At 45.1% G+C, this 13684-nt stretch carries 9 protein-coding genes and 6 pseudogenes; 1 reads left to right on the forward strand and 14 read right to left on the reverse strand.

Annotated elements, in window-relative coordinates:
* Positions 1-12: 12 nt before the first annotated feature.
* The 7 genes and pseudogenes from ACWKX3_RS21765 to ACWKX3_RS21795 all read right to left on the reverse strand — a co-directional run.
* Positions 13-807 (reverse strand): annotated as a pseudogene (locus ACWKX3_RS21765) (phage terminase large subunit family protein); the annotation flags it as partial.
* A gap of 3 nt (positions 808-810) precedes the next feature.
* Positions 811-1314, reverse strand: coding sequence for a DUF1441 family protein (locus ACWKX3_RS21770; RefSeq protein WP_454542480.1), 504 nt, complete (start codon positions 1312-1314; stop codon positions 811-813).
* 477 nt (positions 1315-1791) lie between these two features.
* Positions 1792-2943, reverse strand: coding sequence for a C2 family cysteine protease (locus ACWKX3_RS21775; protein WP_454542459.1), 1152 nt, complete (start codon positions 2941-2943; stop codon positions 1792-1794).
* A 1068-nt stretch (positions 2944-4011) separates the two neighbouring features.
* Entirely contained in the window at positions 4012-4302 is a 291-nt protein-coding gene (locus ACWKX3_RS21780; protein WP_454542460.1) for a hypothetical protein, read from the reverse strand.
* Positions 4303-4309: 7 nt separating this feature from the next.
* A pseudogene (locus tag ACWKX3_RS21785) lies at positions 4310-4930 on the reverse strand (glycoside hydrolase family 19 protein).
* Positions 4930-5208, reverse strand: coding sequence for a phage holin family protein (locus tag ACWKX3_RS21790; RefSeq protein ID WP_454542481.1), 279 nt, complete (start codon positions 5206-5208; stop codon positions 4930-4932). The pseudogene ACWKX3_RS21785 and the gene ACWKX3_RS21790 overlap by 1 nt, the downstream one beginning before the upstream one ends.
* Positions 5209-5211: 3 nt before the next feature.
* Positions 5212-5576, reverse strand: a pseudogene (locus ACWKX3_RS21795) (putative holin); the annotation flags it as partial.
* Positions 5577-5939: 363 nt separating this feature from the next.
* Here ACWKX3_RS21795 and ACWKX3_RS21800 point away from each other — a divergent pair.
* A pseudogene (locus ACWKX3_RS21800) lies at positions 5940-7050 on the forward strand (IS3 family transposase).
* Between the two features lie 310 nt (positions 7051-7360).
* Here ACWKX3_RS21800 and ACWKX3_RS21805 read toward each other — a convergent pair.
* The 7 genes and pseudogenes from ACWKX3_RS21805 to ACWKX3_RS21835 all read right to left on the reverse strand — a co-directional run bounded on the left by ACWKX3_RS21805 (position 7361) and on the right by ACWKX3_RS21835 (position 13680).
* Positions 7361-7579 carry a putative hemolysin gene (locus ACWKX3_RS21805; protein WP_454542461.1) on the reverse strand — a complete coding sequence of 73 codons (219 nt, stop codon included), beginning with the start codon at positions 7577-7579 and terminating at the stop codon, positions 7361-7363.
* Positions 7580-7871: 292 nt separating this feature from the next.
* Complete coding sequence (locus ACWKX3_RS21810) at positions 7872-8498, reverse strand: YagU family protein (RefSeq protein WP_454542462.1); 627 nt, start codon at positions 8496-8498, stop codon at positions 7872-7874.
* A 222-nt stretch (positions 8499-8720) separates the two neighbouring features.
* Positions 8721-9524 carry an antitermination protein Q gene (locus ACWKX3_RS21815; protein WP_454542463.1) on the reverse strand — a complete coding sequence of 268 codons (804 nt, stop codon included), beginning with the start codon at positions 9522-9524 and terminating at the stop codon, positions 8721-8723.
* Positions 9525-9565: 41 nt separating this feature from the next.
* Positions 9566-9848 (reverse strand): annotated as a pseudogene (locus tag ACWKX3_RS21820) (toprim domain-containing protein); the annotation flags it as partial.
* Positions 9779-10511: pseudogene (locus tag ACWKX3_RS21825) on the reverse strand (DEAD/DEAH box helicase); the annotation flags it as partial. The pseudogenes ACWKX3_RS21825 and ACWKX3_RS21820, both read right to left, overlap by 70 nt.
* Before the next feature lie 272 nt (positions 10512-10783).
* Positions 10784-11323 carry a hypothetical protein gene (locus ACWKX3_RS21830; RefSeq protein WP_454542464.1) on the reverse strand — a complete coding sequence of 180 codons (540 nt, stop codon included), beginning with the start codon at positions 11321-11323 and terminating at the stop codon, positions 10784-10786.
* Positions 11320-13680 carry a fimbria/pilus outer membrane usher protein gene (locus ACWKX3_RS21835; RefSeq protein ID WP_454542465.1) on the reverse strand — a complete coding sequence of 787 codons (2361 nt, stop codon included), beginning with the start codon at positions 13678-13680 and terminating at the stop codon, positions 11320-11322. The genes ACWKX3_RS21830 and ACWKX3_RS21835 overlap by 4 nt, the downstream gene beginning before the upstream one ends.
* Positions 13681-13684: the final 4 nt, after the last annotated feature.

A 13684-nucleotide genomic window follows, 5' to 3' on the forward strand; every position in this document is an offset into this window, starting at 1 on the left:
TGCCCATTAGGGATAGCCGGTGATCGCCTCCATAGCTGGCTGAAAATATTCACCACAGTGCGGGCTCGGCCAGTACCACCGGCGGCGATCCCCACGGCTGTACAGTGAAAGCGCGCCAGTCGTGGAGGGCGCTTCATGGGGAGACTTGCAACGCCATTTACTGTCGCGAATGTCCCGGCCTGGCGAACACTCCACCAGGGTCATGCCGGCGGACATAAAGGTGGTGGTACGTTTGGACGCCAGGGTAAAACCATCGCCCTCGCCGTCAATATCCTCAGGGAAACGGTCATAATCCGTCAGCGCCACGCATTTAAAATCTGACGAGGACATGATGTTGATGGAAGGCCAGCCAATCTTGAGATAGTTACCGGCCAGAAACGTCCGATCGTGCACGTTGTTGTCGTTCCGCAACGGGCTCAGGCGTTTTGCCACTTCCGGACTGACGCGGAAGGTCCGCGCCAGACGCTTTATCGAGTGCTCCCGGGCTTTCTCTTCCGTCATCTGGACGACCAGCATATCCGACGGATCGCAGACGATGTTGTAGACCACCCAGCCATCAACCAGGCCAATCGTTTTACCCGTTCGCGCCGGACCCACAAACACCACCGCATCGTATTCACGCATCGCCAGGCAGTTCATCGGCTCAATCACATACGGGGCGACGGCAGGGTCCCAAGGGGCCGAGTTACCAGCTCCCATCGGGACGCGCATAAATTTCTGTACTGCCTCAGCCACAGGCATAGGGCGAGGAGCTTTTAGAATGGCGGAAGCGTTACGCCTGACTTCCGCTGCCGTGGCCTGTTGCATGAATTACTCCTCTTCTGGCATATCCTCCTGTTCCGGTGAGTCGGCCAGCTCAACTTTGAGGGCGATCTGATCGCGCAGATCGTCAATAACCTGCTGCACCCTGACAACTGCTGCAGGGGTCATCGCGCAATCGCGTTCAAGAATATCGGGTAATGTTTCCAGCACCTGAACCATCGCTTTCGCCATGGAGGAAAACTCTCGGGTGACTTCCGATGCCGGGATCAACTCCCCTGTTTCCTGCTGAAACTTGAGGCGTTCACGCTCCGACTGGAACCAGGCCTTACGGTCGGGGGGAAGCATTTTGTCGACGTCCACCAACTCGGACGGAGTGGTGCTTGTCAGCAGCTCCCGCAAAATATCGGTAATGGCATAAAGCTTAAGTTTTGGATTGCTGCCGGGTGCGGGTTGCACATTTGCAAGCCTGCCTGTGACCGTCTGCCGGTGCAGATCGGTAATGGCTGCCAGCTGAGTGATATTCAGCCGGAAATTTTTCAGTTCGTTATCCATGATGGTGAACAAAAAATAGTCATTTCGACATCCTGCAAATGCTCAGGACTGAAATATCAAGAGGTTAAACGGATGATGATGAAGCCCATAAAAAGCAAAAAACTAGCCGTTTTCCGCGTGTCCACGCCCCCCCGGTGTTCAGAATCGCCAGGAGTGTCTTTTACAATCAAGATTTATTAACGTTTGCCTGATGAGGTTTATAACTCATAAATGAGTTCAGACTGAATACATATGGAAGATAACCAGTCTGAATACCTGGCACGTTTGATCCTTTGCAAGATTTGCTATAGCGGAGCAACCTCAATCCTGTAATTGTGTAGGGCAGGAATCGGACCATTAATAGCTGCGTCTTGCGCAGTATCCTGATTTATAGAACAATATAAAACACCCTGCCAGCTTTATGCTGACAGAGTGTTTGGTTGCCGTATCACTTTTTTTTCTTAAATCGTACCCTCAAGTACAAAGTACTTTCCACGATTAATTTTGGATGGAGTTCGTATTAGCAATTGACTTCAAGACTTCGGGCAATTGTTCCGACAGGTACATATCACTAATTTTGGGGAGATCTGCTGCATAAAGTTCATAGGGCATCCAGAATGTACGACCATCGAAACGTTCTATTTCGAATACTGATTGCTGAACGCTATCAGGGATGTTATTCCAGTCCGTGCTTCCTGGTGCATACGGCCCTTTATAATTTGCCCAATTCCACGGATTATGTAGCCTTACAAGACGAATACCGTTCCACTCTTGCGCATCAATAATTGCGTAAGCATGGCCACCTACCAGGTAATGAGGTTTACTACCTGTCCCCTGATAAGTCACACGGTGACCGATTCTAAAAATGTCATTGAACTTTGACATCCAGACAGTATCAAGATTACCTTTTGAAATACTTGTATTTCCTGTAGATTCTATACCCAGATATTTTTCATTGCCACCGCCCAGTTTTCCATAACCACTTTTGAGTTTAGCGAAAGCTTTTTCGATAATAAAATACCAAAACTCTTCTTTGTCGATCATCGATGAATATCCAGCCTGAGGAATGAGGTCATCAACAAGCAAATAACCTATTTCTTTACCATTCACAATACGTACAGAGTAAACACCGATTGGGTTGTACGCACATGGATAGATGGAAGAAAACAACAGATTATGTCCATTTGGATGAACAGCAACCGAGCCAATTGAACATACAAACCCGCAATCACCCAGACCTTGCTGCGACATGTCAATCATATCCGGACCCTGCACAAAGAGCTTAGGATTTTTGATAGCATCCCCGACGCGTTTATGTGATACAACGCTACTGCCATACCACCTTGAAGGCGGAAAGGTATCATCCGTGATATAAGTTTGTTCGTCACTCGCCTGAACCATTAGTTGTGGTACAGGATCTGTTCGATATAATGTTGCCGCTCCCAGAGTGAAAGGGGAGCATTTGTTTAAAATTTCGCTACATTCACTCAATTTTTTCACTTTCGACGGCTTGCTTTGCAAAGCTTTTTGTAATTCATCTGATGCATAAGCTTCACGCCCGGTATTCTGTAAAGTTCGTTCCGGCGATTCGGGCCAGCTTTTAGTATCTGTTGCAGAAATTGCTTTTACATTAAAATTTACAATACTCATATTTACCTCTAGCTTACATTTAAGACATTAATTAAAAGAAGACCGTATCCAAGCGGTCATAGCTCATTATTCATGAAATAATCAAATCGAGCATCATAAATCCCGACAGAATTATTCCTTGAATAAATGACAGAGTTTATAAAACAGTTATTTCATCGATTTTGATTCGGATAGCGTCAGCATCTTGTACAGTAACACCCCTTACAGAATGCAATAAATTTTCATGTTTTGTTTAAAGAAAATACCAACAAATACTTTTTATTACTTCATCACTAACATACGAATTTATGTTTAAGGCAATATTGCGTAAAATTCTTAGATATACTTGCCGTGATAATCTCGTTGATACACATAGAGAAAATCTTCGTACGAATGCGAAACCTTTTATACCTTGTAGAGGATAAGGGCCATTTTACCCTCTCCTGGGGATATGAACTATCAGTGACAATGATTTATCTCGTTACAAACTAATTCGCATTGTGCTTGCATTATTCGAATGAATCGATATTATCCCTATGCCTCAGAGCAAGAAGCACATAATTTTAATAATAAGATTCCATTACAATTGCCCCGTGTCCGGGGCTTTTTTTTGGGCTGCATTCACCTTATGCCCACCAGCAAGTGAGTTGTGCCACTGATACTTCCAGCACGTCACAAATAACTTTCACAATCAAAATAATATTTGTAGATATAATAAAGCCATAAATCAATACCCCCCACCATCCATACGTGATAGTTCCAGCGTGTATATGCACATTTTAATTTATGGCTTATTCATCAAAGTGTATAATCAAATCAATGACGATAGAGGTAATGCCCTAATGCTTAATAGAAAATAAAATCAGACCTCTCAGGAATTTTCTTAATTACTATAATAACCTTCCAAGATTTGTTACTTAATTGGATTATTTGGCGCATAATTTAGAAGGATCTGCTTAATACTATTGTTAAAAGCATTTATCCAAGCAGTTCGCCTGCCAAGCTTTGTTATGCGACAGTATGTCGCGCTTTGTCTGTTTATCAAGCACATCCCAGTCATGAACCGTCCCGTATATGGGTTTAACCCAATTACATGCAGTATCTACTACCTAAACCCTTGCGAGTCCGGTTGTCCCGCAACTCGTGGTCAACATCGTTGCCAGGCGTATGGTTAACAGTCTGCTGAACATTGTTAGCCTCTTTCATTACTTTAATCCGACGTTCTGCTGTGGCTAGTATTGTCGCGGAGGTTTCTTCGGTACGCTGCTGGTCTGCTTTTACTTCTGCTTCGCTTGTGCCGCGAATATGGCCAAGGCCGAAAGCGTCAGCGATGGCGGCAATGACTGCTGCAGCAATACCAATTAAAGTTTCAAACCCCATAGTGACCTCACACCAGTACAGATTTCGCCGGGTTAAATAGCGCGGCGTTTATCAAGCCCGTTACAGCCGCCATTGATAAGCAGCGTGACCCGCTCCACGTCTCCGGAATGAAGCAGACAGCCGTGAGAGACATAAAACCATGCTGCTGAACGAGCTGCATACTCATCCTGTTCCAGTAATTCAGGCTGGGCTACAAGGTCCAGCTTCAGCGCGTGGCACAGTTGCGGTAATTGCTAAGCCCGGTGATTTGCTTCAGGCCGCGATATTTCTAGCCATCCCCTGCAACCTTGTTACCCAGATGTTCTTTTCCCCACTCTCCGCCGTACACCAGATTGGCTATCGCTTTTTGATTCGCCGGTTGCGTTGCCGTTCTGCCAAGTACTGCGGCCTGCTGTGGGGTGATACGGTGCCGTCCAAAATTAGCAACGAGGTTTTCAGCCGCATAGTTCAGGTTTTCCACCAACCGGCTGAATCCACCAGACTGATGCCCCATCTGTGCGATGAACATAGCTTGATCGAGCGGTGCGGTAATGCCAAATTCATTCATGGCTGCATCGATATGCGAAAACCATCGCACAGCTAACCCGGCGCTAATACCGGCCGCATTCTGAAATTGTGTTTGGTCCATTATTGCCTCAGTGCATCATCCAGTCGCGCCATATTTCCACGAGCCCAAAGAACGGCAGCGCAAATCAGAACGTTCACCAGCACTACAAACCAGTGTGATTCGCGGTACACGCCGAACAGATAACGGGTGGGGTCGCTGGCGTCTACCAGTACCATGAAATAAGCAATAAGCGATATCATCGGACGATGTTTTGCCCCTCTTCGCTGGTAAAACATCAGTGTGAATACGGTCACGCCGGAAATTATGGCATTTGCCAGTGCAGTAGTCTCAATTACCATTTCTCCCCCTCCATGTAACTTTAAGAAAATGCCTAATAAGCTTTTTAGATCCTGGTTATTAAGAAAAATTAGGATTTGATACACAAAGCAGACAATATCACTGTACCAAGTGCATCCAGAGGTTTTTCATACCGCGTGGCTGCGTTAAGCCATGAACCAATAAAGCCAGCCTCAAGCACTCCTTGACGTCAGAAAGTATGCTGCAAGACGGCCACGCGTCAGGTTTGTAGCTGTTGCTACGTAGAATACCGCGCCACCGAAAGCGCCGAAATCTACGCCGAAATCGGTATGAGTAAGACCCCATAAACTGCATAACCCAGGAGTCCGCCGCCGAGAACTGCGCCAGTGCCGGTTAATGGATCGGACATTGAGCCCCTCTTATTGCTAGGTATCCTCTCAGATAAATTGAGGAGAATAAAAAAAGCCCGCTTTTGGAGAAGCAGGCAAATGAGTTGAAAAAGTGAGTAAGTAAAGGAGCAAGAATATGATTATCCATGGTCTGAACTGTGTCGGGGCAGTTCGATATCGGTTTAGATAAACCGACAGACAAAGAAAATCACTTGGCAGTATAAGTGTAGCAGCAGTTCCAAAAATGCATAAGAAAAAAGACCAGCAAGGAGTTGCTGATCATGGGTCATGCAGCTATCTCTGCTGTAAGTATCCCGCATAATCGTGCCATTCATATTTAGAGATTATTCGGCATAATCAATCTTCCAACGAAGGAGATCGCTATGCGTAAAGCCCGTTTTACGGAGCATCACATCATCGCTGTGATTAAGTCGGTTGAAGCCGGACGAACCGTTAAAGATGTCTGCCGGGAGGTCGGTATATCTGAAGCCACCTACTACAACTGGAAGTCCAGATACGGCGGCATGGAGGCTTCTGATATTAAAAAGATCAAGGATCTTGAGGACGAGAACCGGCGTATCAAACAGATGTTTGCCGACCTGAGCCTTGAGAACCGGGCACTGAAAGACGTTATCGAAAAAAGTTTTAAAACCAGCCTTTAAGCGTGAGCTGGTCACTCATCTGATAACGACATTTGGACTCAGTATCCGTCAGGCTTGCCGGAGTCTGAACCTGAGCAGAACGGTTTGACATTATCGTCCGGATACCACGCGTGACGAACCCGTTATTGTCGCGTTGCAGACAGTGGTCGAGCGATACCCACAATACTGTTTTCCAAAACTTTTTCAGGTTTTGCGGCGGCAGGGATACCCGTGTAATCACAAAAGGATCCATCGTATTTATTGTCTGCTGAAACTGAATTTTCGCCGTAAGGGCAAACAGTGTTTGCCAGTGCGTAATCCCTCGCCACTGACCACACCGGAAGCGCTGAACCAGAGCTGGTCAGTCGATTTTATGCATGATGCCCTGGTCTGTGGGCGTCGTTTTCGCACGTTCAATGTCGTTGATGATTATAACCGTGAGGCGTTGTCGATTGAAATCGATCTGAATCTGCCAGCTCTGCGCGTGGTCCGTGTGCTTGACAGGATCGCGGCAAACCGCGGCTATCCTGTCATGCTACGCATGGATAATGGTCCGGAATTTATCTCACTTGCACTGGCTGAATGGGCAGAGCAACATGCAGTAAAACTGGAGTTTATCCAGCCGGGTAAGCCGATGCAGAACGCTTTTATTGAGCGCTTTAACCGAACATACCTTACAGAAATACTCGATTTTTATCTGTTCAGAACGCTGAATGAAGTGCGGGCAATCACGGAAAGATGGTTGTCAGAATATAACTGTGAACGCCCTCATGAATCACTGAACAATATGACACCTGAGGAATATCGACAGCACCATTATTTGGGCGGGGTCTCAAAAAATGCATGGAACTAAAACGGGTCTATTTACATCTATCCCACACACTGCAATACGAATTAATTTGACTAAATTCAATCAATCGATATCCAGTCGAGAAAAAGAAAAACCTCGCCGAAGCGAGGCCAAATGCTTGAAAGGCACCTCATCCAACAAACCGCCTGAGGTTAATCGGATTTAGACAAGGTGCTTTTGGATGAGCGCGTAACCCAATAATCAGTATTTTCACACAGCAATTTTGCAAAAAGTAGCGCCCATCTAGAGCTATAGCGTTTCTCAGTCACACGGGAGTGATCCATCACCGCATTCCGAGAAATTTGTAGCTCAATTATTTCGAGTTGTCACAGCGGAACAAAGTCCATTCATCAATACGCTCGCCTGATGATAATGTGCAATAACCCACTTCACCGCCAGATTCTTTAACGATATCCAGTCTCCCGCCCTGTTTGATGCAGTGAACGGAAGCTGGATTTGCCATACCGACCGGCTTTTCTTGCTTCTGTGAACTGGTACAACCAGCAACCAGTATAACTGAGGCGGCAATCATGGTTTTTTCATAGCATCCCCTTTTTTAGCTAAACAGATGCTAGCTGAGCTAATGATAAAAACCAAAATTATGCGTTTAAGCAACAGTTGTACGGGCTCTAATCACTTTACTTAAAATATATCAAAAGCTAACTAAATTTGACAAAATGTGTAAGATATAGCTTGAAAAGATAATAAAAAGCTTCTATTGCAAGTCGCACAAAAATTGGATTCAGAAAATTAGAATGAGGGGGGACCAAATTTGTGTACCCCCCACATTCAAATGAAGACTTTATGAGGTCTTATTTAAATCTCTATCTGTTAACCATTTCTCCACTAACCTCTGGATCTGATTCATGTGTGATCCTGTTCCGTAAGTCTCTGCGAATGATTTCAATTGACCAAAACCAAACAAGATGCCCAACAATTTCAGAAACATTTTCATACCAGGGAAGTGCGAAAAGAGGCGGTGTTAAGCCCATGAGCGGGAATGAAATCATATGAACGAATAGTTGGGCGAGCGCTCCAGCTAAAAGCCCCTGCCATAGCTTGATTTTGGGAAACACTTCAGCCGCAACACAATATCCCACAGCAAATATTATTGAGAATATGATGTGTGTTAAACCAACCCAGTTAAAAACATGTCCTGCAAAAGCGTAAATAGCCGCGTTAGGATCTGCCATTCCAAGCCAATCACGAAGGAACAAATATGGTGGGTTGAGAAAATTTCTGGAGCAGTCAATTTTCCCAGCAGCACGAATCAAAGCCTCAGGTCCACACGCGCTGGTGAACATATCAAAAGGGCTACGCGGAGGAAGTGGAACTTCAGCACCCCACTTTACAAAAGCTGAGACCACTCCTGAAATAAGACCAACAAATAGTGCAACACCGTAACGCCGTCTGCAAGGTAGAGTTCGAACAAACAAATCCCTTAATGCCATACATTCACCACTCAAAACAATATTTACAGTTCCTTAATATTCCTTGAGTAGTTCTGTATAGATCTTGATCCAAATCATACTTACGCGTCTATGAGAATGAATTTGCTTTAGTAATAAAAAACCCGCACTAAGGCGGGTTTTATTTTGCGCAGGCGATATAACCCACGATTTGAATCGTATACGACAAGTTCGGACAAAATCAAGCCTGAAGTCGTTAATATGCTAAATTTTGTTCACATCGTCACTAAAACTCGTTGCGTCCTGAAACGCCAAGTCTGCTTTTTGTTCTTCTCTGTGGCAGACAGCGACAAGCACCTCCAGAAACGGTTTCCAGTTACGGGTCCATGTTCTAGAGTGCAGATCCGGGACTCGCTTCAGTATTGCTTTATAGGCTGCAGTAGACGGCACCTCAGAAAATCCGTTTCCGCTGCAGCGCTCGCAGGTTTTAAACACCAGCGCACCGAGCTCGCTTGTGGCTTTGCGGTCGAGCACCTCACCTTTGCCGCTGCAACGGCATCGGGCCAACAGCTCACCTTTACCGTTACATGCCGCGCATTTACGCTTGACCAGTTCGTGCTTGATTTTCGGCGGTACGATTTCCATTCCGTCAGAGTTGAATAATCCAGGATGTTTGATCACATCCTCATACTGAGAGGTTAATCCGCTGCCGCTGCAGCTGTGACACCTTACGCTGGTTTCTGCTGAACGGGAGTATTCTGCAAAGGCGCATTGTGCGAGCACCAGCATGCACCAACCAAACTCTCCTGCAGCTGCTTTACGTACATTCCGGGGTGCTGATTCCATTGCATGACGCGCCAGAGCCTTCACAGCCAGTTGCTCATCGCTTTTGCTGATCCCGGTCTTACCAAAGAAGGCAGCCAGACCAAACCGCGCGCGGCTGCTGGTGGTACCAATTGCCGCCATAACATCGGTTCCGGTGATACGCTCCGGAGAGGTTCCTTTCACGTCGTCGCTGATGTGCATTCCCTGAGGGCTGAAATGTTTAAGTGATGTTTCCAGTTTCATACGGCCACCTGTTGTTTTTTATAGAAAACCAGCTCACGAACCTAATCGCCATTCATGAGCATATTGTTGAAATCATCATGATCCGGCCAGTACACACTCACGCATTGCAGGTCATTTTTTTTTAGCCACCAGATGTGCGTGTGCGCATTCGCAGGCAGCAGCTAAACCCGTAGCACTTTTCTCGTCGCGGTCAGCAAAAATAATCAGATGCTTAACGCCTGCCGGGATCCGGAATTTCTTAATAAAGTTGGCGGTCATGATCGCCCAGGTATCCACTTTGTAAATCTGGTGTGCAGACAGTGCAGTTTCGATACCTTCAGCGATACGCGATGGCGCTGATAGAATTTGATCTGACTCCACCAGGCCTGTTTCTCTGCTTTCGTCGACTGGCGCGGCTCACTATCCAATCTTTTGAGTTTGCGTCCGGTGTCTGTATCAATGTCCTCACCGGCCAGCGGCTTGTGGCCGCATTTAGGGCAGACATTACCTCAGCATTAACACCCGCTAGGTTAAACTGGTTTGTCAGGTAACTGGCGTGGGCTACGTTGACGCAGAAAGCGATGGTAGGCAGCTCCCGGCCATTCTCTAACCAGTTCTGTACGATGTCGCCCAACAGCGTAGAGTCGGACATGATTTCAGCCAGCTGCGTTTCGTTGTAATCGCTGCCGTACTCAAGCAATGCTTTGGTTTTTACGCCTTTCAGATCCTGCTTAAATGGCGCGTAAAAATCGTATTTACTCAGATCGCCGCGCTTTATTAACTCGCCGATGGTGGTCGGCTTAATCAGTCGGTCATAGTATTTGCCCAGGAACGGGGAAAACGGAGTACCCGACAGGCCAATCACCTTTACGCCTTTGCCGCGCAGACGTTCGATATACTTCAGGATGCGTTTTTACGCAGGTGTGCTTCGTCGATAATTAGCAGATCGATATTTTCAGGAAAAACACGACGCATAAGCGTGTCGGCGCTGGCAATCTGAAGTTGTCGCAGTAAGACTGGGAGCACATCAATCTGACCGTTGATTAAATCCAGGAAAGCAAGAAGATACCCGTATCCGGTAAGTTTTGTCGCATGAGGCTTAAAACGTCGAGAAAGTAAATGTACAGCCTTAACTTTGCTCCTATAAAGAGCTAATACACTGGACTCAGCCCTCATCATCCTGATATAGAGGGTTTACGCCAGAGACGTTCCGAGAGCTTATACTTTAGCGGTCAATATTTCTTGACCGCTAAACAGACTTTTTACAGTTATGGGGCAGCCTACCTCGTGATCAAAATACCGTGCATATCTAACGATTGAACATCATTTAATCGTGTGGATGATGACGTAATCCATGTATTTAACGTAATTCCTCCATTAAGACTTACACCACTGATCTGAGTACTGTTTCTCCAAAAAGTCAATTTCCTACCGGGACGAAAATTTATTGCTGAAGCAGTTTTATCACTGTCATAAATTTTCACAGGCTTACCATCAATGGTTACGTCATGCATTGTTAAGGTTGCCCGGCCATTAATTCCAAAGCGATAACTATCTGAATCGTATGCTTGGCTCATATACTCTAGTGCTAATGGGGTTACCTCATCACATGCGATATGCATTTCAATTTCGAATGGATCTTCCAGCCTCAGTTCCGATGATGTGGTGGTATTTCCCCGTAACTGCATTAATTGCCCCCGGGTGACAGGAGTCAAGACCACCTGGGAACTACTTAACTGGATCTGGCAACTAGCATTCGCAGGTAGACAATTAAAAATTATCAATGCGAACATCATTGTAATAAAATTTTCTTTTTTCATGGAATACATCTCGAAGAAATGGTTGTATAAAGAGAACCAGGAGAATTTCTCCAAGGAGAGCTAAGTTTTATAACACACGGGCTACCATCTGGTAGATGAGAATAAAAATTACCTTCAGGAAGGTCATCAATAAAAAGGGTTCCATCTTCATTTACAAATGCAACGAGAGAGCCTGAAGAATTCGTTACTGGGCTGCCCGGAGCAGGTCCACTGGCATGAAAATTAAGTAACGCTCGACGAACACTAAAGGCTGGAAGAGCGACTGGAACAACTGCCCCATGATAAGGTGTGATATCAAGGATTCCGTTGGGGACCTGTATGTTTTTTGGTAAAGTTTGCATATCAACTTGTACAGTGTTTTTTTCCCAAGGCCTCCACGAGGCGACAGCGAGACCTTTATCATTAGTCCATACTTTGCCAGAAGAGGTCATTACCTCCACATCAGGAATATTATTATTTAACGAAATGATTCCAAAAGTGTCATTTATCTGGCGAGGTGTAAAGATTAAACCAGCTTTATGGATAACCACGCCTCCTCGAAGTCCTACATTATAGCTGTTGCTATTATTGCTTTTACTCCCTCCCCCACTTAGCTGGGTATACTTAGTAGTCCAAATTGCACTGCTGGAAAGTGAGGAATCTTGTTTTTCAGCTTTTTCGGCACTAATACTCCAGTTCAACTTGTCACTGACGACCTGATCATAACCAATGCCAGCTAAACTTTGTTTATCTCGTTGATTAACCCAATTGCGAAGGTTTATTTCATGCCCCAAAGGGATTGAAATACTTAAATAAATATAGCGATTATCAGTATGATTTTTATTATTAATTAATCGATTTTGCTGTATACCAAGGTTAAAATTCGTTTTACCAAAAGTACGGCCCCAACTGACTGTATATCCTAAAGTATGCGAGCCTACCGAAGTTTGCGATTGAGTACCTGTGAATGTAAAAGCACCAAGCCAATTATGGCTATAATTAAGCCCTGCTGAATACTGCGATTTAACTTTTCCGTTGCCCCTACTCTTAGTTGTTTCTGACCACGAACTGTTAATATCGATATAATTATTACTACGAAAGTTTGCAGATGCAGTCAATGCTAAGCGACTGGCTAAGGGATAACCGATACTTATCTGATTAATTACCCCCTTCTCGTTATCACCTCGCTCTCCCTTGCTATGAGTAAATGACCATGTCTGTGATAGTGTTGCCGTCACTGGATTGTTAGTAAATCTCCCGTTAGCAAGCCAAGAGGCAGCTTTGTACCGCTGACCTGCAACACCTCCGCCGATAAGGGACAACCAGCTATTGTGAAAGATATCGGTTGAGCCTATTAATAAAAAATCGTTTTGTTCAGCTAGGCGTAATCGCCCGATCACAAGCGATGTCCCAGTCCAACCTTGGCTCATTTCCGTTTCAGCTTGTATGAAAGGAATAACTTGTTTCTCCACTCCTCCAGTTACATTATGATTAATAACGATAAAATCATCACTTTGGTTAAGTGCTGGAATATCTTGCAGAATATTAACGCCAGGGATAGCAGAAAATGATTTCAATAGTATTTTATTCTGCCAGACTTCCGCCGTACCGTGTTGAGAGAACATTACATGAAGAGCCACATGGTTCATTCCTCCCTGGATTGCGTTCTCGGGTACTAGTTGAGCGCCGGTTAGAGAGATACCTGGAAACAAGGGGTCATTTGACGAAATCTCACCAGCCTGCACCAGCGAATTCCAGTCAGGAAAGGATCTTTGAATAAAACCATAACGCCGGGTAAGTGTCGATTGACTACCTTGATTTGTATAGCTCTGTGCACTGCGGAAAATCCAGTTATCGAAGTTCATCCCAATTTCAGACATCAGGGTTTGTGTAGAATTGCTTTCCCCAGCCTGTGCTGCATATTGATAACGTCTACCATCATAATTAACAACTAGCGCATTGCCACCTTTTGCATATTGAATATTTCTCATAAGCCCTTCAATAGGGATTTTAAGCTCTAGGCTGTTAAATGAAACATTTTCTGTTATGCTTATTCCACTTTCAGAAGTTGGCTTGAGGCAGGAAGTAGCCTTTGAATCAAAGCGTTGTGGGTCAACACCCAATTTGTGTAGTAGCGAATCAGACCAACAAGGCAAGCCAGTCCTGTCAAAGTAGATATCATAGACACCTTTACTCTGTCCATTCACAATAATGTTTACACGATGTTCACCTGGCAGATAATTTCCGCTGTTTAGAATTAATTCAGCCGTGTCAGCATTATAGCCAAGAGATTTTAGCATCTCTTGGTCAAACTGCATTTTTGCAACAGCACTTGAAGTAGCAAATATTAGAAGTCCCGTATGAAAGATTTTTTTCATCAGT

Source organism: Enterobacter sp. UPMP2052, from assembly GCF_053709675.1.

Coding starts and splice junctions, on each gene's coding strand:
- ACWKX3_RS21835 (WP_454542465.1), bottom strand. CDS start 13,680: ATGAAAAAAATCTTTCATACGGGACTTCTAATATTTGCTACTTCAAGT.
- ACWKX3_RS21810 (WP_454542462.1), bottom strand. CDS start 8,498: ATGGCATTAAGGGATTTGTTTGTTCGAACTCTACCTTGCAGACGGCGT.
- ACWKX3_RS21775 (WP_454542459.1), bottom strand. CDS start 2,943: ATGAGTATTGTAAATTTTAATGTAAAAGCAATTTCTGCAACAGATACT.
- ACWKX3_RS21805 (WP_454542461.1), bottom strand. CDS start 7,579: ATGATTGCCGCCTCAGTTATACTGGTTGCTGGTTGTACCAGTTCACAG.
- ACWKX3_RS21780 (WP_454542460.1), bottom strand. CDS start 4,302: ATGGGGTTTGAAACTTTAATTGGTATTGCTGCAGCAGTCATTGCCGCC.
- ACWKX3_RS21815 (WP_454542463.1), bottom strand. CDS start 9,524: ATGAAACTGGAAACATCACTTAAACATTTCAGCCCTCAGGGAATGCAC.
- ACWKX3_RS21770 (WP_454542480.1), bottom strand. CDS start 1,314: ATGGATAACGAACTGAAAAATTTCCGGCTGAATATCACTCAGCTGGCA.
- ACWKX3_RS21830 (WP_454542464.1), bottom strand. CDS start 11,323: ATGAAAAAAGAAAATTTTATTACAATGATGTTCGCATTGATAATTTTT.
- ACWKX3_RS21790 (WP_454542481.1), bottom strand. CDS start 5,208: ATGGTAATTGAGACTACTGCACTGGCAAATGCCATAATTTCCGGCGTG.